Here is a 22,673-nt window from a genome sequence, read left to right as displayed (position 1 = left end):
AAACCATTTTTTGCGTTTATACAGTTCTTGTTTACGCAAGCCCAAAAAAAGCTAGAAAAAGAATAGAATTATTAATTCACAACTAAATTTTTTCACCTTTGGCAACGAAAAATAATACAAGAGTTAACTTTGCCTCAGCCAAACTAAGTACAGAATATCCGGACTTTTTAGATATTCAGATCAAGTCTTTCCAAGACTTTTTCCAGTTAAAAACTAAGGCTGATGAAAGAAGTAATGAAGGTTTGTATAAAACCTTTATGGACAATTTCCCAATTACTGACACACGCAACAATTTTGTGTTAGAGTTTTTAGATTATTTTGTAGATCCACCAAGATACTCTCTTCAAGAATGTATCGAAAGAGGTTTAACGTACAGTTTACCTTTAAAAGCTCGTTTAAAATTGTACTGTACAGATCCAGAACATGAAGATTTTGAAACCATCGTTCAGGATGTGTATTTGGGAACAATTCCATACATGACCAATTCAGGAACCTTTATCATTAACGGAGCAGAACGTGTTATCGTTTCTCAGTTGCACCGTTCTCCAGGGGTTTTCTTCGGTCAATCATTCCATGCGAATGGAACCAAGTTGTATTCTGCAAGAGTAATTCCTTTTAAAGGTTCTTGGATAGAATTTGCAACAGATATCAATCAAGTAATGTATGCTTACATTGATAGAAAGAAAAAATTACCTGTAACAACTCTTTTCCGTGCCATTGGTTATGAAAGAGATAAAGATATTTTAGAAATATTTAACTTGGCAGAAGAGGTTAAAGTTTCTAAATCAGGATTAAAAAAAGTATTAGGTAGAAAATTAGCTGCTCGTGTCCTAAGAACATGGTTCGAAGATTTTGTAGATGAAGACACAGGAGAAGTAGTTTCTATTGAACGTAACGAGATTGTTTTTGATCGTGACACTATTTTAGAAAAAGAACATATTGATGAAATTGTAGATACGGGTGTAAAAACAATTTTATTACACAAAGAGGATAATGAATCTGCAGATTATGCAATTATCCACAACACATTGCAAAAAGATCCTACCAACTCAGAAAAAGAAGCGGTAGAACATATATACAGACAATTACGTAATGCCGAGCCGCCAGATGAAGAAACTGCAAGAGGAATTATTGATAAATTATTCTTCTCTGAGCAACGTTACAACTTAGGTGAAGTAGGACGTTTTAGAATGAATAAAAAGTTAGGACTAAACGAGTCTTTGGACGAGAAAGTTTTAACAAAAAATGATATCATCACCATTATTAAAAACTTGATTGAGTTGGTAAACTCTAAGGCAGAGATTGATGATATTGACCACTTATCTAACAGACGTGTTCGTACCGTAGGAGAACAATTAGCAGCTCAGTTTGGAGTAGGTTTGTCTCGTATGGCACGTACTATTAGAGAGCGTATGAATGTACGTGATAACGAAGTATTTACACCAATTGACTTGATTAATGCAAAGACTTTATCGTCTGTAATCAACTCATTCTTTGGTACCAACCAGTTGTCACAGTTTATGGATCAAACCAACCCTTTGGCAGAAATTACGCACAAGAGACGTTTGTCTGCTTTAGGGCCAGGAGGTTTGTCAAGAGAAAGAGCTGGATTCGAGGTTCGTGACGTTCACTATACTCACTATGGACGTTTGTGTCCGATTGAAACACCGGAAGGACCCAACATTGGATTGATTTCATCTTTGGCTGTATATGCAAAAGTAAACAACCTTGGGTTTATTGAAACACCATATAGAAAGGTAGAAGACGGTAAGGTAAACGAAACAGAAGAACCATCTTATTTAAGTGCAGAGGAAGAAGAAGGAATGAAGTTTGCTCAATCTAACATTTCCATTGGAAACGATGGTGAAATTTTACCAGAAAAGGTAATTGCAAGAGAGCAAGGAGATTTCCCAGTATCTTCTCCACAAGAAGTAAATTATATGGACGTTTCTCCAAACCAAATTGCTTCTATTTCTGCATCTTTGATTCCTTTCTTAGAGCATGATGATGCCAACCGTGCCTTGATGGGATCGAACATGATGAGACAGGCAGTTCCATTATTAAGACCAGAAGCACCGATTGTTGGAACTGGATTAGAGCGTAGAGTTGCAAAAGATTCTAGAATTTTAATGAATGCTGAGGGAGCTGGAGAAGTAATTTATGTAGATGCAAACAAAATTATCATTCGTTACGAGAGAACAGAAGAAGAGGCATCAGTAAGTTTTGATTCTAACGAAATTACATATGATCTGATTAAGTTTAGAAAAACCAACCAAGGTACTTCTATCAACCTAAAACCTATTGTAAAAGTAGGAGATACTGTTGAAGAAGGTCAGGTGTTATGTGAAGGTTATGCAACTCAAAAAGGAGAATTGGCTTTAGGACGTAACATGAAAGTTGCCTTTATGCCTTGGCAAGGATACAACTTTGAGGATGCGATTGTAATTTCTGAAAAAGTAGTAAGAGAAGATATCTTTACTTCTATCCATATTGATGAATATTCATTAGAGGTAAGAGATACTAAATTAGGAGCAGAAGAATTAACCAATGACATTCCAAACGTATCAGAAGAGGCTACCAAAGACTTGGATGAAAATGGAATGATTCGAATTGGTGCAGAAGTAAAACCAGGAGATATCTTAATTGGTAAGATTACACCAAAAGGAGAATCGGATCCTACACCAGAAGAAAAATTATTACGTGCCATTTTTGGAGATAAAGCAGGTGATGTTAAAGATGCTTCTTTAAAAGCTTCTCCATCATTAAGAGGAGTTGTAATTGGTAAGAAATTATTTAAAAAAGCTGTTAAAGATAAGTCTAAGAGAGTAAGAGACAAAGAACAGATTGAAGCTTTAGAAGCTCAATTCTCTCATGATTTTGAATCTTTAAAAGATACTTTAATAGAAAAGTTATTTAACTTAATTTCAGGAAAAACTTCTCAAGGTGTACAAAACGATTTGGGTGAAGAAGTATTCCCTAAAGGAAAAAAGTATACCTTAAAAATGTTAAATTCTGTAACAGACTTTACTCATTTAACAAAGGGTTCTTGGACTACAGATGACCACATAAACAATTTGGTAGCAGAATTAATTCACAATTATAAGATTAAGGTAAGTGATTTACAAGGATCTTTAAGACGTAAAAAATTCTCGATTACTATTGGAGATGAGTTACCATCAGGAGTGTTGAAACTAGCTAAGATTTACATTGCTAAGAAGCGTAAGTTAAAAGTAGGGGATAAGATGGCAGGACGTCACGGAAACAAAGGTATTGTGGCTCGTATTGTACGTCAAGAAGAGATGCCGTTCTTAGAAGATGGAACGCCAGTAGACATTATCTTAAACCCATTAGGGGTACCGTCTCGTATGAACATTGGTCAGATTTATGAAACCGTGTTAGGATGGGCAGGACAAAAATTAGGTCAAAAGTATGCTACACCAATCTTTGATGGAGCAAAATTAGATCAAATTAATGAATTGACAGATGAAGCGGGGATTCCTAGATTCGGTCATACCTATTTGTACGACGGAGGAACTGGAGAACGTTTTGACCAACCAGCAACAGTAGGAGTTATCTACATGATTAAGTTAGGTCACATGATTGATGATAAAATGCACGCACGTTCTATAGGACCATATTCTTTAATTACGCAACAACCACTTGGAGGTAAAGCTCAGTTTGGAGGTCAGCGTTTTGGAGAAATGGAGGTTTGGGCTCTTGAGGCCTACGGAGCTTCAAGTATCTTACGAGAGATATTAACAGTAAAATCGGATGATGTAATTGGTAGAGCCAAAACTTACGAAGCCATCGTAAAAGGAGAACCAATGCCAGAACCAGGTTTACCAGAATCTTTTAACGTATTAATGCACGAATTGAAAGGTTTAGGATTAGACGTAAGATTAGAAGAGTAGTTATAAGTACTAAGTTATAGAGTACAAAGTAAAAAGTATATGTAATGAGTATAGAGTATTAAGTTAAGAATCATTTTGGTTGCGTAGCCTTGCTACCAATGCTTAATACTCTGTACGACTACTAAATACTAAACAAACAAAAGATCATGGCTAGAAATAACGATAAAAACCTAACACAAAAGAAATTTGAAAAAATTTCTATTGGTTTGGCATCTCCAGAGTCTATTTTAGAGGCTTCTTTTGGAGAGGTATTAAAACCAGAAACCATCAACTACCGTACTCACAAACCAGAAAGAGATGGTTTGTTCTGTGAGCGTATCTTTGGACCTATCAAAGATTACGAGTGTGCTTGTGGTAAGTATAAAAGAATTAGATATAAGGGAATTGTTTGTGACCGTTGTGGAGTTGAAGTAACCGAGAAAAAGGTTCGTAGAGATAGAGTAGGACACATCAATTTAGTAGTGCCAATTGCACACATTTGGTACTTTAGATCATTGCCTAACAAAATGGGATACCTTTTAGGATTGCCATCAAAAAAGTTAGACATGATTATTTACTACGAAAGATACGTAGTAATACAACCAGGTAATGCTACTCAGTTGGATGGAACTCCATTACAAAAAATGGACTTCTTAACTGAGGAAGAATACCTAGATATATTAGAAACAGTACCTGCAGAAAACCGTTATTTAGATGATGAAGATCCAAACAAGTTCATCGCTAAAATGGGAGCAGAGTGTTTGATAGAATTGTTAGATCGTATTGATTTAGATGCATTGTCTTACGAATTAAGACACAAAGCCAATACAGAAACTTCAAAACAACGAAAAACAGAGGCTTTAAAGCGTTTGAATGTTGTTGAAGCATTCCGTGAATCACAACAAAATAGAGAAAACAATCCATCATGGATGATTTTAAAGGCCATTCCAGTAATTCCACCAGAATTACGTCCGTTGGTGCCTTTAGATGGAGGACGTTTTGCTACTTCTGATTTGAACGATTTGTACCGTCGTGTAATTATTCGTAACAACCGTTTAAAACGTTTGGTAGAAATTCAAGCACCAGAGGTAATTTTACGTAACGAAAAGCGTATGTTGCAAGAATCTGTAGATTCATTATTTGATAACACACGTAAATCATCGGCAGTAAAAACAGAATCTAACAGACCGTTAAAATCTTTGTCTGATTCCTTAAAAGGAAAGCAAGGACGTTTCCGTCAAAACTTATTAGGTAAGCGTGTAGATTATTCTGCTCGTTCTGTAATTGTTGTAGGACCAACTATGAGTTTGTCTGAATGTGGATTGCCTAAAGACATGGCAGCTGAACTGTACAAGCCGTTTATCATTCGTAAGTTGATTGAACGTGGTGTTGTAAAAACAGTAAAATCTGCTAAAAAAATCATCGATAAAAAAGAACCTGTAGTTTGGGATATCTTGGAAAATGTAATTAAAGGTCACCCAGTTTTATTAAACCGTGCCCCTACATTGCACCGTTTAGGAATTCAGGCATTCCAGCCAAAACTGATAGAAGGTAAAGCGATTCAGTTACACCCATTAGTATGTTCGGCATTTAATGCGGATTTTGATGGGGATCAAATGGCAGTACACTTACCATTAGGGCCAGAAGCTATTTTAGAAGCTCAAATGTTACTATTAGGTTCTCACTCTATTTTGAACCCAGCCAACGGAGCACCGATTACTGTACCTTCTCAGGATATGGTATTGGGTCTGTACTACATGACCAAATTACGTGTTACTGATGAAAAATATACCGTTAAAGGACAAGGATTAACGTTCTACTCGCCAGAAGAGGTAACCATTGCTTATAATGAAAAAGCAATTGATTTGAACGCTGGTATCAAAGTAAGAACACAAGATATTGACGAAAACGGAGAGCAAGTCACCAAAATTATTGAAACTACCGTAGGTAGAGTGTTGTTTAATGAGCACGTACCTGCAGAAGCTGGATATATTAATGAGGTTTTGACTAAGAAATCGTTGCGTGGAATTATTGCCAGAGTACTAAAAGCAACAGATATTCCAACAACAGGAAGATTCTTAGATAATATTAAAAACATGGGATTCAAATTTGCCTTTAGAGGTGGATTGTCTTTCTCATTAGGAGATATTATTATCCCTGAAGAAAAGAAGCAAATGATTGCCGATGCAAACGCAGAAGTAGATGTTATTGTACAAAACTATAACATGGGTATGTTAACCAACAAAGAACGTTACAATCAGGTAATTGACATTTGGGGATCTACCAACAACCAGTTGACAGAATTGTCGATGAAGCGTTTGCGTGAAGATCAACAAGGATTTAACTCGGTATATATGATGTTGGATTCTGGAGCCCGTGGATCTAAAGAGCAGATTCGTCAGTTAACAGGTATGCGTGGATTGATGGCAAAGCCTAAAAAATCAACGGCATCAGGAGGAGAGATTATTGAAAACCCAATTTTATCGAACTTTAAAGAAGGTTTATCTATTTTAGAGTACTTTATTTCTACGCACGGTGCGCGTAAAGGTTTGGCCGATACCGCATTAAAAACAGCCGATGCTGGATACTTAACTCGTCGTTTGGTAGATGTTGCACAAGATGTTATTATCAACGAGCATGATTGTGGTACTTTAAGAGGATTAGATGTTTCGCCATTAAAGAAAAACGATGAAATTGTTGAATCGTTAAGCGAACGTATTGTAGGTCGTGTGGCTTTACACGATATCAAAGATCCAGTAAATCACGAAGTATTGGTACCTGCAGGAACTGAAATTTCTGAAAAATTGGCTGATATTGTAGAAAAATCAGGATTGGATACAGTAGAAGTACGTTCTCCGTTAACTTGTGAGTCTAAACGAGGAATATGTGCTAAATGTTACGGACAATCGATGTCTACACGTAAAATGGTTCAGATAGGAGAATCTGTTGGAGTAATTGCTGCACAGTCTATTGGAGAACCAGGTACACAGTTAACACTTCGTACGTTCCACGTTGGAGGGGTTGCAGGTAACATTTCTGAAGACAATAAATTGATAGCTAAGTTTAGCGGTAAATTGGTGATTGATGACTTGGTAACGGTACCAGGAAAAAATCCTCAAGGGGAAGATGTAGAAATTGTAATTTCTCGTACTGCTGAAGCAAAAATTATGGACGAGAAGATAGGAACAGTGTTAAGTAACACTGTAATTCCTTACGGATCGTACATATTTGTAAAAGGTCAAACAAGTATTAACAAAGGAGATGCTATTTGTCAGTGGGATCCATTTAACGGAGTAATTGTTTCTGAATTTGCAGGTAAAGTTGCTTTTGAAGACTTAGAGCAAGGAATTAACTATTCGGTTGAAATTGATGAACAAACAGGGTTCCAAGAAAAGGTAATTATTGAATCTAAGGATAAGAAAAAAATTCCTGCCATTATCATTGAAGATAAAGACGGAAATGCACTACGATCATATTCATTGCCAGTAGGGGCTCACTTAATGGTAAATGATGGAGATGCTATTGAAACAGGTAAAACATTGGTTAAAATTCCTCGTAAGTCTGGTAAGGCTGGGGATATTACAGGAGGTTTACCACGTGTAACGGAGTTGTTCGAAGCACGTAATCCATCGAATCCAGCTGTTGTAGCTGAAACTGATGGTGTGGTTTCTTTTGGTAAAATTAAACGAGGTAACCGAGAGATTATTGTAGAGTCTAAGTTTGGTGATATTAAGAAATACTTAATTAAACTTTCTAACCAAATTTTGGTACAAGAAAACGATTATGTAAAAGCAGGAATGCCATTGTCTGACGGTTCTATTACTCCAGAAGATATTTTAAGAATTCAAGGACCTTCAAAAGTTCAAGAATATATCGTTAACGAAATTCAAGAAGTATATCGTTTGCAAGGGGTGCGTATTAACGACAAACACTATGAAGTAGTGGTTAGACAAATGATGCGTAAAGTAAGAATTATAGATTCTGGAGACACTTTATTCTTAGAAAACTCTTTGGTACACAAAAATGACTTTATCGAGAAAAACGATGAGATTTTTGGAATGAAAGTAGTAGAAGAAGCAGGAGATTCAGGAACATTTAAACCAGGACAAATCATTACAGCTCGTCAGTTAAGAGATGAAAATTCTAGATTGACACGTGAAGATAAAACCTTGGTACAGGCTAGAGATGCAAGACCTGCAACAGCAGAACAAATTCTACAAGGAATTACAAGAGCATCGTTACAAACCAAATCATTTATCTCTGCAGCATCGTTCCAAGAAACAACAAAAGTATTGAACGAAGCAGCTGTAAATGGTAAGGTAGATTACTTAGAAGGATTGAAAGAAAATGTAATTGTTGGTAAAAAGATTCCTGCCGGTACAGGTATGAGAATTTATAACAATATGATTGTGGGTCCTAAAGAGGAAATTGAAGAAAGTTTTGAAGAATAGTTAATACTTCAAAAAGTTATCTATAGATAAAAGTCAGCTCCTATTTTTGTAGGAGCTGATTTTTTTTTGCTCTGAATATTAATAGTATTTTAGTTCCTTAATTAATATCAATATCACAGTATGGAACAATCAAAAGAAAAAGACGGAAATATCAATATAGAATTGTCACCAGAAACAGCAGAAGGTGTTTATTCTAACTTAGCAATTATCAATCATTCAAATTCTGAATTTGTAGTAGATTTTGTAAGTATTATGCCTGGTTTGCCTAAGGCTAAAGTAAAGTCTAGAATTATTTTAACCCCGCAACATGCCAAAAGATTAGCACAAGCTTTGGTAGACAACATTCAAAAATTTGAAGCTCAGGTAGGAGAAATTAAAGAGTTTGAGCAACAAGACTATCCTATTAATTTTGGTCCTATAGGAGAGGCTTAGACACTGCGTTGTAAGATAATGTAATACAAAAGAGGTGTAGCAATCTATACATCTCTTTTATGATATATACTTTTAAGACAAGTGTAGAAGATAATATAAAGAATCAACTTATTTAATTAGCAACAAAAATACGTTGTAATAGGTTATTGCAACAGCGTTAAGTGTTGCCCTATATGTATAATACTTTTAGGTGTAAGCGAATTTATTTTACAAATACTAGCAATAGAAACACTATAAGCATGTGCAATTTTAGAAAGCGTATCTCCAGGTTTTACAGTATATTGAATTTTCTTTTTGATTTCGCTAGCAATAGCATCCTCTTTAGTGGCGTATAGCTGAATATTACTTTGTTTGCTGGCTCTGTGAAGATATGGGGTAGCCCAATAGTTGGTAATCCAATTGCGTTGCTGCCATAGGGTATTGCTTTCATCAAAATTAAAAATAGCTTCTGGGTTAAGAGTAATCCCTTGGTAATGTACTTCTAAGTGCAAATGACTACCGTGTGAATGTCCTGTATTGCCTCCAAGACCAATTGCCTGACCTTTTAGAACGGTATCATTTTCTTTAGCAATATAGTCAGACAAGTGTGCGTAAACGGTTTCTAGTCCGTTTTTGTGTCTTACCACAATTGTTTTTCCATGTCCCGAATGGTAGTTTGCATAACGAATTTTTCCTTCTAGCATTGCAAATACAGTATCTCCTGTAACCAAGTCAATATCTATACCTGCATGTGCTCTTCTATTTCTCCATCCGTATCTAGAGGTAATTAATTTTTTTCTTTTAATAGGAGAGTGATAAGTGTCTTCTGTGAATACAATTTCAAAAGGAAACTTTACAAGGTCTTTTTGATAGGGGTTAAAATGGTAGTTGTCCCAATTCTTTTGGTAGTAGTGAACAATGGACTTGCTTTTTGATAAGGTATCAAACGGAAAGAGCACACGTTCTACAGGCTTGGCATTTTTTGCATATTGTCCGTATAAACAGGTGGACATTGCTAAGATGCAAAAAGTTATACATCCTCTTTTGATGCGGTTAAAGACAAAAGACATGAGTACTTAAATGTTTTTTATTAATGAATTTTACTAATTGTAGGCAAATAAAAAGCCTCATTGAGAACGTTCAAGAGGCTAAAAGATTGTATTAGTTTATATTTTTTTTTAAAACGGAACATCATCATCTGGTGCATCGGGTTGCACTGGAGCATCAAAGGCATCACTAGGGCTAATATTGCTGGCAATGTCATTAAAACTACTATTCATAGAAGACTCTAATTGTCCTCCAAAATCCTCTTCTAAATCCGAGAATTTAGCCAAATGACCGGTAAATTTTAATCGAATATTGTCCAGTCCACCATTACGATGTTTGGCAACAATAAACTCTCCTTGTCCTTCACAAGGAGAATGGTCGTCATCATCCCATTCTGTCATTCCATAATATTCGGGTCTAAATATAAACGATACAATATCAGCATCTTGTTCAATAGCTCCAGATTCACGTAAGTCAGATAGCAAAGGTCTTTTACTTCCTCCTCTAGTTTCTACAGAACGAGAAAGCTGAGACAAGGCAATAACAGGTACATTAAGTTCTTTAGCTAGGGCTTTTAAGTTTCTAGAAATCATCGAAATTTCTTGTTCACGGTTTCCTCCTGCAGCACCTCCAGCTGTCATTAACTGCAAATAGTCAATAACTATAATTTTTATATCGTGTTGGGATTTAAGTCTTCTTGCTTTTGCTCTTAAATCAAAAATAGAAAGTGATGGAGTGTCATCTATAAAAATAGGAGCTTCGGTTAAATTTTTTACTTTAATATTTAACTGTTCCCATTCGTGCGGTTCTAAGGTTCCTTTACGAAGTTTTTCTGATGATAGTCCTGTTTCAGAAGAAATCATACGAGTAATCAACTGTACGGAAGACATTTCTAAAGAGAAAATAGCAACTCCAGAGTTAAAATCGATGGCCATGTTTTTTGCCATAGAGATAACAAAAGCTGTTTTTCCCATACCAGGACGTGCGGCAATAATAATTAAATCCGAAGGTTGCCAACCTGATGTCAATGCATCGAGTTTGGTAAATCCAGTTTGCAAACCAGACATTCCTTCTTTACCTCCCATTTCTTCTATTTTTTTTAAAGCTTGTCTTACCAAAGAGTCCGATTTTTCAGAACTTTTTTTCAAGTTTCCTTGAGTTACTTCAAAAAATTTAGTCTCGGCCATATCTAACAAATCAAAAACATCTGCTGTTTCATCATACGAACTTTCTATAATTTCACTACTGATACTAATCAATTGTCGTTGAATGTATTTTTGTAAAATAATACGTGCATGAAACTCTATATGTGCAGATGAAGATACTTTTTGTGTAAGTCCGATAAGGTAAAAGTCTCCCCCTACAAAACTTAGTTTTCCATCTTTTTTTAATTGATTGGAAACTGTTAATAAGTCGATGGGTTCTGAGTTTTGAAACAAAGTATGTATGGCACTGTAAATGGCCTGATGTTGTTCTTTGTAAAAGGCATCTGCGTGCAAAATATCAATAACCGCATCAATTCCTTTTTTATCAATCATCATAGCTCCCAAAGCAGCTTCCTCCATATCTACTGCCTGTGGAGGGATTTTTCCTTGTGCTAAGTTGACAATTTTGCTCTTGTCTACTTTTTTTCCTGCGATGTTCTTTGTTTGTTCCATGGAAAAACAAATTTAGTTGATATTATTGATTTGAACAGAAAATAGCATAGAAAAAAGAATTGACACCAGTGTTGATAACTTTTTTTATTGTTGATAACTTTTTGAATACTATAAAAAAAGAAGCAAAAAGTTATTGAATGAAACTATGTTTAGTTTTGGTTTAGAGGTATTTTTAACCCAGTTAAACCCACTATCTTTGTAACTAAAAAATATGTGTACATGGATTTATCAAATGTAAAATTGGTGGTTTCGGATATGGATGGAACTCTGTTGAATTCCAATCATGAAGTAAGTGAATTGTTTTTTAAACAATTCCATCAATTAAAAGAAAAAAACATTCAATTTGTAGCAGCTAGCGGTAGGCAGTACCATAGCATTGTTCAAAAGTTAGCACCAGTTAAAAAAGATTTAATTGTAGTTGCCGAAAACGGAGCTTTTGTAGTAGCACACGAACAATTGATGTATGTAAATGCATTTGATTCTAAAGACATTCGTTATTTTTTAAATATCGTTGCAGATATTCCTAGCACATATGCAGTTTTGGCAGGTAAAGACAGAGCTTATTTTCTAAAAGGAAATAAAGAGTTAGAAACTATTGTATCTGAATATTATAGCGAGTATCAATTGCTAGATAGTTTTGATGAATTACCCAAGGATGAACTACTAAAGATAGCACTTTACAATCAAGAAAATTCAGAAAAAAATATTTATCCGTACTTAAAACATTTATCCAAAGATTGGCAAATAAAAGTTTCTGGAGTTTGTTGGTTAGATATTGCTTTGCCAAGCAATCACAAAGGAAATGCCATAGAAAAAATACAAGAACAACTAGGAATTGGTTCTGAAGAAACATTGGTTTTTGGAGATTATATGAATGATGTGGAAATGCTAAAAAAAGCAAAATTTAGTGTTGCAATGCAAAATGCACATCCAGAAGTAAAGAAAATAGCCCGTTACGAAACAACATCAAATGATGAAAACGGAGTAGAAAAAATAATAGAAAAGTTAATTGCTCAGATTTAATCCAAAACAAATTGCCTTAAGCAGGCAATAAAAAACAATCTAAATGGATACCTATTTAAAATGTATTTTTGTAGCAGAATAAAACGAAATACATGCACAAACATATAAGTAGTGTACAAAACAGTTGGGTAAAGTCCTTGGTATTGCTTACCGAAAAGTCTAAATACAGAAAGCAAACCCAAACCTTTATTGTAGAGGGGCAAAGAGAGCTTAAACTTGCCATAGAAAGTAGTTATCAAATAGAACAGTTGGTTTATTATTCGGCTCTATTACCAGATGATTTTAAGGTTGATAGCATAGCTGCAAAAGATTATATACAAGTAAGCAAAGAGGTGTACGAAAAAATAGCGTACAGAGGATCTACGGAAGGAATTTTAGCTGTGGTAAAAAACAAAACCATTGCGTTAGATGCTCTGACATTTGCAACCAAAACTCCGTTAATTTTGGTTGCCGAAGCCCCCGAAAAACCAGGGAATATAGGAGCTATGTTGCGTACGGCTGATGCTGCTAAGATAGATGCAGTGCTAATTGCCAACCCCAAAACAGATCTGTACAATCCTAATATTATACGCTCTAGTGTGGGATGCTTGTTTACCAACCAAGTAGCTACAGGAAGTACGCAAGAAATTTTAGCATACCTTAAAAAGCAGAATATTCAAACGTATGCAGCAGCACTTAAAGAGGACTCTGAAGCGTATCATCATCAAGACTTTACCCAAGCAATAGCATTGGTAGTAGGTACCGAAGCAGTAGGATTAAGTGAAGAATGGTTAAACCATACGGATAAAAAAATCATCATTCCTATGCAAGGAAAAATAGATTCTATGAATGTATCTGTTGCGGCAGGAATTTTGATATTTGAAGCCAAGAGACAACGAAATTTTAACTAAATGACTGGAGACTTTTTATTTTATACCATCATTGCCATTTTGGTACTAAATTATGTAAAAGAAGAATGGATTAGTTATGCAAATGCAAAACGTTTTAATGACCCCATTCCAAAAGAATTACAAGATGTTTACGATGCTGATGCCTATCAAAAATCACAAAAATACAAACAAACCAATTATAGATTTTCTACTTTGTCGGGAGTGTTTTCTTTTGTGGTAACTCTTATGTTTTTTATGTTAAATGGAGTTGCTTGGGTGGATGAAATTAGCAAACAACTAACAGAGCATAGCTTATTGCAAAGTTTACTCTTTTTTGGAATAATAGGCTTGGCAAGTTCTATTTTACAAGTTCCATTTTCGTACTATCACACGTTTGTAATTGAGGAAAATTTTGGTTTTAACAAAAGTACACCCAAAATATTTTGGTTAGATAAATTAAAAGGCTTGTTGATGAGTTTATTAATTGGCGGGGGCTTACTTTCCCTTGTGGTATGGTTGTATCAACAAATGCAAAACAATTTTTGGTGGTACGCATGGCTAGTTTTTACGCTATTTTCGGTAGTAATGACGTTGTTTTATTCCAATTTAATAGTACCGTTGTTTAACAAACAAACTCCGCTAGAAGAAGGAAGTCTAAGGCAAAAATTAGCAGCATATGCCAAAGCACAAGGTTTTAAACTTTCGGATATTTTTGTAATAGATGGTTCTAAAAGATCGACCAAAGCGAATGCATATTTTACAGGTTTTGGGGCAAAAAAAAGAATTGTTTTGTACGATACGTTAATTCATGATTTAACAGAAGAAGAAATTGTAGCAGTTTTTGCACATGAAGTAGGGCATTACAAAAAGAAACACACTTTATACAATATGCTTTTGTCATTATTGCTAACAGGAGTTACCTTATACATATTAGGTTTGTTGTTAGGAAATCCATTATTAGCAGATGCTTTTGATGTGCCAAATAGCAGTTTTCACATAGGTTTGTTGGCTTTTGGAGTACTGTATAGTCCAATTTCAGAAATTACAAGTTTGTTGATGAATATTTTATCTAGAAAATTTGAATACCAGGCAGATGACTTTGCCAAAGAAACCTACGGAGCAAACCCCTTGATAAGTTCGCTTAAAAAACTGTCTAAGAATAGCTTGAGCAACTTAACTCCACATAAATGGAACGTGTTTTTTCATTATTCGCACCCAACCTTATTACAAAGAGTATTGAATTTGAAAAAAACACAAATATCTTAGAGAAATTCCGTATATTTAATAACAGAACATATCAATTTACTGATGGCTTGTATCATACAATCGATCAGTAAATTTTGTTTTTTAAAACACACTATTTATGGGATACGTTGTTGATACTGAAAAAGAAAACAAAGAAATAACTCGTAGGTACAAAGACTTGCTAAAAGATAGTTATCAACACTTGTCGGATGATGATAAAAAATTAATTCGAAAAGCGTTTGATATTGCTGTAGAAGCACACAGTGAACAAAGAAGAAAATCAGGTGAACCCTACATATATCATCCTATTGCTGTAGCCAAAATTGTTGCTTCAGAAATAGGTTTAGGAGCCGTATCTATTGCTGCTGCTTTGTTGCACGATGTGGTAGAAGATACAGACTATACTATAGAAGATATGGAGCGTTTGTTTGGTGATAAAATAGCTAAAATTGTAAATGGATTAACTAAAATTTCTAGAATGAGTAAAGACCAAATGGTTTCTATTCAGGCAGAAAATTTTAGAAAAATGCTGTTAACATTAAATGATGATGTACGCGTTATTTTAATCAAAATAGCAGACCGTTTTCACAACATGCAAACCTTAGGTTCTATGCCTGCAATTAAGCAAGTAAGAATTGCTTCGGAAACGCTGTATATCTATGCACCGCTTGCACATAGATTAGGGCTGTTTAACATTAAAACCGAATTAGAAGATCTTGGATTAAAATATACCGAGCCAGAAGTCTATAAGGATATTGAAACCAAAATAATTGAAAACAAAGACAATCAAACAGATTATATAGAAAATTTTTCATCTAGAATTAGTCAGTCTTTAAAATCGCAAGGTTTTAATTTTGAAATCAAAGGAAGAACAAAATCTATATTTTCTATTCGTAAAAAAATGCGATCGCAAGGAGTTCGTTACGAAGAAGTTTATGACAAGTTTGCCATCAGAATTATTTACGAACCTAAAGAAGATGAAAAATTTGATGCTTGGAAAATTTACTCAATTGTTACCGATAATTTTAGACCCAATCCTAGCCGATTAAGAGATTGGATATCTCAACCCAAAACAACGGGATACGAAGCTTTGCATATTACAGTAATGGGACCCGAAGGAAGATGGGTAGAAGTGCAAATCCGATCGAAACGAATGAACGAAATTGCCGAAAAAGGATATGCAGCCCATTTTAAATACAAACAAGGAAATGTAACCGAAAGTGGTTTAGAAGATTGGCTAAATAGATTAAAAGACACTTTAGAAAATCACTCTACAAACAATGCCGTTGATTTTGTTGAAGATTTTAAATTGAATCTTTATGCCAAAGAAATTTATGTATTTACTCCAAAAGGAGATATCAAATCTTTACCCAAAGGATCTTCGGCATTGGACTTTGCTTTTAGTGTACATACAGATATTGGACTAAAATGTAGAGGTGTTAAAGTAAACGGAAAATTAACCCCTTTAGATCGTGTGTTAAATAGTGGAGATCAGGTAGAGGTAATGACGTCCGAAAACCAAAAACCATCGGAAAGATGGTTAACCTTTGTGGTAACAGCAAGAGCAAGAGCTAGAATTAGAGCTGCTTTAAAAGAAGAAGAAAAACGTGTAGCCGAAGAAGGACGAGAAATATTAAAACGAAAATTAAAACACCTTAAGTTTGAACCTACCGACAAAAACCTAGGTGCCATGGTGTCTTACTTTAAGCTAAAAACAACTTTTGATTTGTTTTATAGAGTAGGAGTGGGTACCATTGATAATACACAGATTAGAAATTTCGTCAATCAACGTACCAGTACATTTGCCAAGCTGTTTAGAAGAACCAAGCAAGACAGTTCTAAAGTTGTAAAAAAAGAAGAAGTAAACACCAATTACGATACCTTACTTTTTGGAAACGATAACGAAAAATTAGAATACTCTTTTGCCAAATGTTGTACTCCTATACCAGGAGATAAAGTGTTTGGTTTTATTACCATTAATGAGGGAATTAAAGTTCACAAAAACAACTGTCCTAATGCCATTAGCTTACAGTCTAATTACGGATATCGTGTTTTAAAAGCAACTTGGGTAGATTCTACCAAGCAAGAATATAAAGTAACGCTAAGTATTAAAGGAGAAGATGAACAAGGAGTGCTAGGAAATATAACCAAGATTATTACCAATAACAACCATATTAATATCAATAACATTAATATTTCGGGTGATGGAAGTTTGTTTCATGGAAAAGTAACAATTACAGTACCAAACAAAACAAAATTAAGCAAAGTAATCAACCAATTAAACGGAGTAAAAGGAGTAAAGCAAGTAAAAAGGATAATTTAGAAAAAAAAGCAAATCTTTCTATTATCGATAAAAAATAAAACTATAAATTTGCACCTTGCTGTTTTAAACAACATAGTATGGATACTAAACAGAAAAATCAGGAAACTGTTAAAGAAGTGTTTGTTAAGTTTTTAGAGAATAACAAACATCGTAAAACGCCAGAGCGTTTTGCCATATTACAAGAGATTTATGATTTAGAAGAACATTTTGATATTGAGTCTTTGTACATCAATATGAAAAATAAAAAGTACCGTGTAAGTAGGGCTACTTTGTACAATACCATAGAGTTGTTGTTGGAATGTGGTTTGGTAAGAAGACATCAATTTGGTCAAAACCAAGCGCATTACGAAAAAAGCTTTTTTGACAAACAGCATGATCACTTGATTTTATCGGATGGAGAGGTTATTGAGTTTTGTGACCCAAGAATTCAGACCATCAAAAAAACAATAGAAGAAGTTTTTAACGTAGAAATAGACAAGCACTCGTTGTATTTTTACGGAAAACGAAAAGAAAATTAGAATTATACATTTATTTAAAAATGGCGGTAGATTTATTATTAGGATTGCAGTGGGGTGATGAAGGAAAAGGAAAAATAGTTGACGTTTTAACTAAAAAATACAATTTAATATCTCGTTTTCAAGGAGGACCTAACGCAGGGCACACTTTGATTTTTGATGGACACAAACACGTATTACATACCATTCCATCAGGGATTTTTCACAAAGAAGCAATTAATGTTGTTGGTAACGGAGTAGTAATAGACCCCGTAATTTTTAACAATGAAATAGAAGGCTTGTCTAAGTTTGATGTAGATTTTAAAAAAGTTTTACTAATTTCTAGAAAAGCACACTTAATTTTGCCAACGCACCGTTTGCTTGATGCTGCTTCAGAAAAAGCAAAAGGGAAAGATAAAATTGGATCTACTTTAAAAGGTATTGGCCCTACGTATATGGACAAAACAGGTCGTAACGGAATGCGTGTGGGAGATTTAGAGTTAGACAACTGGAAAGAAATTTTTGAAAAATTGACTCAAAAACATTTAAAGATGATTGAATTCTACGATGTAGAGTTGGATTATGACTTGGATGATTTAAGAACATGTTTCTTTAATAGTGTAGAAAAACTAAAAGAGTTAACTTTTATTGATAGTGAAGAGTATTTACACCAAGCAATAAAAGCCGATAAAAAGATTTTAGCAGAAGGAGCACAAGGTTCTTTGTTAGATGTTGATTTTGGAACCTACCCATTTGTAACATCTTCTAATACAACTGCTGCAGGAGCTTGTACAGGATTGGGGGTTGCTCCTAATCAAATAGGAGAAGTTTATGGAATTTTTAAAGCTTATACTACTCGTGTAGGTTCAGGGCCTTTCCCAACGGAATTGTTTGACGAAGACGGTGCTACTATGGCCAAAGTAGGGCACGAGTTTGGAGCTACAACAGGTCGTCCTAGAAGATGTGGTTGGTTAGACATGGTCGCTTTAAAATATGCTTGTCAAGTAAATGGTGTAACTCAGCTAAACATGATGAAAGCCGATGTTTTATCAGGTTTTGATACCTTAAAAGTATGTACAGCATATGAGTACAAAGGAGAGGTTATTAAGCATTTCCCTTATAATATTGAGCCAGAAAACGTAAAACCGATTTACACAGAGTTAAAAGGATGGCAAGCTGATTTAACAGAAATGACTTCTAAAGATCAGTTTCCTCAAGAATTAAACGATTATGTAACGTTTATAGAACAAGAAACAGGAATTAAAATTTCTATTGTTTCTGTAGGACCCGATAGAAAACAAACTATTTTGATGTAAATATTGTAACAAAATAAGAAACAAATGTAAAAAGCTCAGATAAAAGTCTGAGCTTTTTACGTTTGTAAAAGGAAATAATAAGTAGATACCTTTGGCATTGTACTTGTAAAGCAATAGTGCAACAAAGATTTCTAAAATAGAGGGAATAAAGTATCTTTGCTAGTATATGAAAACAATTTTTAAGGTAGGTGTCTTTTGTGTATGGTTGATAGGATTATCAAGTATGGCACAGTCACAAAAAATAAAAATACTGCACGCAGATCAAACTTACTCAGATCAAAAACAATATCCAGGAGCAACGGTGCTAAATGGAGCTGTTAGAGTAAAACATCAAGGGGCAATTTTAACTTGTAAAAGAGCACTTTTTTATAGAAACGAAAATAGAATCTATGCTTATGGAGAAGTGCTTATCAACCAAGCAGATACACTTACACAAAACAGCGATCATTTACAATACGACGGAGAAACCCAGAAAGGATTGTCTTGGGGAAAAGTAATTGTAAAAGATAAAGATGTGATATTAACCACAGATACACTACACTTTAATCGTGCCACACAAATAATGCATTACGATTGCTTTGGAACTATTGTAAACAAAGAAAATACACTAACAAGTATTGTAGGCGAGTATTATGCGAATGAAAAAAAATTAACTGCCAGACAAAATGTAAAAGTAGTAAATCCTGATATGACGTTAAAAACAGGGCACATGGATTACTACACCCAAACAGGTAGAACGCATTTGTATGGACCATCAACAGTAACCAACAAAGAAAGTGATTTGTATACAGAACGAGGAATTTATGATACCCGTTTGTCTTTGGGGTATCTTTTAAAAAATTCTAAAATTTACCATCAAAATAGTGAGATAGAAGGAGATAGTTTGTTTTACAATCAGGCAACAGATTTTGCATCGGGAACGGGGAATTTGGTAATTACTGATACAGTAAACAATATAGTGGTTACGGGAGATTATGGGGAAGTGTATCGTCAAAAAGATTCTATTATTATTACCAAAAAACCTGTGGCAATTTCTATTGTGGAACAAGATTCTATGTTTATTCACGGAGATACATTATCGGTTACTGGCCCTGAAAATAATAAGCTGATGAAAGTATATCATCATGTAAAAATATTTAAATCGGATTTAAGCGGAAAGTGCGATTCTTTGGTATCTCATCAATCTAAAGGAATTACAGAATTGTTTGAAAACCCTGTGTTATGGTCTACTAACAATCAAATTACCGGAGACAGTATTCGTTTAATTAGTAATCTGGAAACCAATAAATTAGATTCTATAAAAATTTTAAGAAATGCTTTAATTGTTCAGAAAGATAGTGCAGGTTTCAATCAAATTCAAGGAAAGAACATGTATGGTAAGTTTATCAATCAAAAATTATCTCATTTGTTAGCCAAAGGAAATGGAGCTGTAATTAACTACGCCCGTGATGAAAAGGGAGAATTGAGTGCCATTATGGACATAGAGTGTAGTAACATTGAGTTTTCATTATTTGATAATAAAATTCGAGAAATTTTATTTCTAAAAAAGCCAGAAGGAAAAACATATCCACCCTCAAAATATCCAAAAGACAGAGGGAAATTAAAAGGATTTATTTGGCGAGAGAGTGAAAAACCGTTGAAAAAAGAAGATATTTTTATTCATGACTAAGCTTAAAGATCAATTTTACAAACACCAAGCCCAAACTACGCCTCATTCTTTAGCTTTAGAGGTTGTAAAAGCTAAAGGATCTTATGTGTATGGTGCCGACGGAAAAGCTTATTTAGATTTTATTGCTGGTGTTTCTGCAAATAGTTTAGGACACAACCATCCTAAGGTTAGCAAAGCTATTAAAGATCAGGTAGATGCCTATATGCATGTAATGGTGTATGGAGAGTTTATACAACAACCACAAACAGAATTGTGTAGCTTGTTAAGCAATTTGCTTCCCGATAATTTAAATACGGTTTATTTGGTAAACTCTGGAACAGAAGCTACAGAAGGAGCTATAAAATTAGCAAAAAGAGTTACAGGAAGAGCAAATATGGTTGCGGCTAAAAATGCCTATCACGGAAATACACAAGGAGCAATGAGTGTCTGCGGAGCAGAACAACAAAATAGTGCTTTTAGGCCTTTGATTCCTGGAACTACTTTTATCAACTTTAATCATTTAGACGATTTACAAAAAATTACAGAAGATACAGCAGGAGTCATTCTAGAAACAATTCAGGGAGGAGCAGGCTTTATAGAACCAAAAAATGGTTTTTTAAACCAAGTACGAAAACGATGTGATGAGGTAGGAGCTTTGTTAATTTTAGATGAAATTCAATCAGGAATAGGAAGAACAGGAAAGCTATTTGGCTTTGAAAACTATGATTGTATTCCAGATATTGTCATCACTGGTAAAGGACTAGGCGGAGGTATGCCTATTGGAGCTTTTATTAGTGATTTTAAACTGATGGAAAAATTACAAAATCAACCCAAACTAGGACATATAACAACTTTTGGAGGACATCCTGTAATTGCTGCTGCTGCATTGGCCACATTAAAAGAGATTACCGAAACCAACCTAATGCAAGAAGCCTTAAGAAAAGAACAGTTGTTTAGGCAATACTTAGACCATCCAGAAATACAAGAAATTAGAGGAAAAGGTTTAATGCTAGCTATTATGGTAAAAAACGATAATTTGGCAACTCAGTTGGTTTTAGAATGCATGAACCAAGGCTTGTTGTTGTTTTTTTTATTGTACGAAAAGAAAGCAGTAAGAATAAGCCCTCCTTTAACCATTTCTGATGAAGAGATAGCAAAAGGATGTAAAATAATTTTAAATGTGATAGATTCGTTGGTTTCATAAAAAGGAATTTGCAACAAAATGAACTTTGATATATAAAATAAATAATTTGTCACAGATAAATAAAACTGTATTTTTGTGGCACTAAATTTAATACAATGGCAACTATTCAAGAGCTAAAAGATTTTACACAACAAGTAAGAAGAGATATTGTACGCATGGTAAGTGCTGTGAATTCAGGACACCCAGGTGGGTCTTTAGGATGTGCAGAGTACATTACTGTTTTGTATCAAGAAATAATGAAGTACGATGCTTCTAATTTTCAAATGGACGGAAAAGGAGAAGATTTATTCTTTTTATCAAATGGTCATATTTCTCCTGTATTTTACAGTGTTTTAGCTCGTAGCGGATATTTTCCAGTATCAGAATTGGCTACGTTTCGTTTGTTAGATTCTAGATTGCAAGGACACCCAACTACTCACGAAGGTTTGCCAGGTATTAGAGTTGCCTCTGGATCTTTAGGACAGGGGATGAGTGTAGCTATTGGAGCTGCACAAGCCAAAAAATTAAACGGAGATGACAGGTTAATTTACAGTCTACACGGTGATGGAGAATTACAAGAAGGTCAGAACTGGGAAGCAATTATGTATGCAGGTAGTAAGAGTGTTGATAACTACATAGCTGCAATTGATGTAAACTTTAAACAAATTGATGGTACAACTGATGAAGTATTGTCTTTGGGGAGTTTAAGAGCTAAGTTTGAAGCTTTTGGATGGCAAGTATTAGAAGTAGAAAAAGGAAATGATATTGAAGCGATCATTACAGGAATAAAAGAAGCACAGTCTTTAACAGGAAAAGGAAAACCTGTTTGTATTTTATTGTACACAGAAATGGGGAACGGAGTTGACTTTATGATGCATACACATGCTTGGCATGGTAAAGCACCTAATGCAGAACAATTAGAAGCAGCATTAAGTCAAAACCCACAAACTTTAGGAGATTACTAAAAAAGACTAGAAAATAAAATATAAAAGAGCCTAGTCAAAAAAAACTAGGCTCTTTTATGTAAACGGGATGTAGCGCAGCCCGGTTAGCGCGCTGGCATGGGGTGCCAGAGGTCGGAGGTTCGAATCCTCTCATCCCCGACAATTTTTACT

General features: G+C 34.6%; 14 protein-coding genes and 1 tRNA gene. 13 read left to right on the top strand and 2 right to left on the bottom strand.

The genetic code is table 11. The features are described from left to right. Positions 1-98: 98 nt before the first annotated feature. The 3 genes from rpoB (at position 99) to FS85_RS0104280 (ending at position 8,773) form a co-directional block, all read left to right on the top strand. Positions 99-3,911: a DNA-directed RNA polymerase subunit beta gene (gene rpoB, locus FS85_RS0104290; RefSeq protein WP_010134830.1), complete on the top strand. Its 3,813-nt coding sequence runs from the start codon at positions 99-101 to the stop codon at positions 3,909-3,911. Positions 3,912-4,057: 146 nt separating this feature from the next. Continuing rightward, entirely contained in the window at positions 4,058-8,341 is a 4,284-nt protein-coding gene (rpoC, locus tag FS85_RS0104285; protein WP_010134829.1) for a DNA-directed RNA polymerase subunit beta', read from the top strand. Positions 8,342-8,461: 120 nt separating this feature from the next. Beyond that, positions 8,462-8,773: a DUF3467 domain-containing protein gene (locus tag FS85_RS0104280; RefSeq protein ID WP_010134828.1), complete on the top strand. Its 312-nt coding sequence runs from the start codon at positions 8,462-8,464 to the stop codon at positions 8,771-8,773. A gap of 143 nt (positions 8,774-8,916) precedes the next feature. Here the strand turns inward: FS85_RS0104280 and FS85_RS0104275 are convergent, their stop codons facing one another. Both FS85_RS0104275 and dnaB read right to left on the bottom strand, forming a co-directional pair. Further along, positions 8,917-9,765 carry a M23 family metallopeptidase gene (locus FS85_RS0104275; protein WP_160162387.1) on the bottom strand — a complete coding sequence of 283 codons (849 nt, stop codon included), beginning with the start codon at positions 9,763-9,765 and terminating at the stop codon, positions 8,917-8,919. Positions 9,766-9,930: 165 nt separating this feature from the next. Then, positions 9,931-11,457: a replicative DNA helicase gene (dnaB, locus tag FS85_RS0104270; RefSeq protein WP_010134826.1), complete on the bottom strand. Its 1,527-nt coding sequence runs from the start codon at positions 11,455-11,457 to the stop codon at positions 9,931-9,933. Between the two features lie 219 nt (positions 11,458-11,676). Here dnaB and FS85_RS0104265 point away from each other — a divergent pair, with 219 nt between their 5' ends. From FS85_RS0104265 to FS85_RS0104220, 10 genes are all read left to right on the top strand, one after another. After that, on the top strand, positions 11,677-12,480 hold the full coding sequence (locus tag FS85_RS0104265) for a Cof-type HAD-IIB family hydrolase (protein ID WP_010134825.1): 804 nt from the start codon (positions 11,677-11,679) through the stop codon (positions 12,478-12,480). 92 nt (positions 12,481-12,572) lie between these two features. Beyond that, a complete protein-coding gene (locus tag FS85_RS0104260) occupies positions 12,573-13,370 on the top strand; it encodes a TrmH family RNA methyltransferase (protein WP_010134824.1) in 798 nt (265 codons plus the stop codon). Beyond that, positions 13,371-14,615, top strand: a complete 1,245-nt coding sequence (locus FS85_RS0104255) for a M48 family metallopeptidase (protein ID WP_010134823.1) — start codon at positions 13,371-13,373, stop codon at positions 14,613-14,615. 97 nt (positions 14,616-14,712) lie between these two features. Beyond that, positions 14,713-16,917 (top strand): RelA/SpoT family protein, encoded by a 2,205-nt coding sequence (locus FS85_RS0104250; protein WP_010134822.1) that lies wholly within the window; start codon positions 14,713-14,715, stop codon positions 16,915-16,917. Positions 16,918-16,994: 77 nt separating this feature from the next. Continuing rightward, on the top strand, positions 16,995-17,435 hold the full coding sequence (locus FS85_RS0104245) for a Fur family transcriptional regulator (protein WP_010134820.1): 441 nt from the start codon (positions 16,995-16,997) through the stop codon (positions 17,433-17,435). Between the two features lie 20 nt (positions 17,436-17,455). Then, positions 17,456-18,727 (top strand): adenylosuccinate synthase, encoded by a 1,272-nt coding sequence (locus FS85_RS0104240; RefSeq protein WP_010134819.1) that lies wholly within the window; start codon positions 17,456-17,458, stop codon positions 18,725-18,727. A 223-nt stretch (positions 18,728-18,950) separates the two neighbouring features. Continuing rightward, positions 18,951-20,396, top strand: coding sequence for an OstA-like protein (locus tag FS85_RS15920; protein ID WP_139062148.1), 1,446 nt, complete (start codon positions 18,951-18,953; stop codon positions 20,394-20,396). Continuing rightward, entirely contained in the window at positions 20,389-21,579 is a 1,191-nt protein-coding gene (locus FS85_RS16600) for an aspartate aminotransferase family protein (RefSeq protein ID WP_010134817.1), read from the top strand. The genes FS85_RS15920 and FS85_RS16600 overlap by 8 nt, the downstream gene beginning before the upstream one ends. Positions 21,580-21,674: 95 nt before the next feature. Next, a complete protein-coding gene (locus FS85_RS0104225; RefSeq protein ID WP_010134816.1) occupies positions 21,675-22,523 on the top strand; it encodes a transketolase in 849 nt (282 codons plus the stop codon). Between the two features lie 64 nt (positions 22,524-22,587). Further along, positions 22,588-22,661, top strand: a tRNA-Pro gene (locus FS85_RS0104220). The last annotated feature ends 12 nt before the right edge of the window (positions 22,662-22,673 follow it).

The sequence above is a fragment of the Ochrovirga pacifica genome, from assembly GCF_000220525.1.
In the GTDB taxonomy this organism is placed as follows: domain Bacteria; phylum Bacteroidota; class Bacteroidia; order Flavobacteriales; family Flavobacteriaceae; genus Ochrovirga; species Ochrovirga pacifica.
The sequence above is the reverse complement of the archived record's forward strand: the minus strand, read 5'-3'. Positions and strand labels throughout refer to the sequence as shown.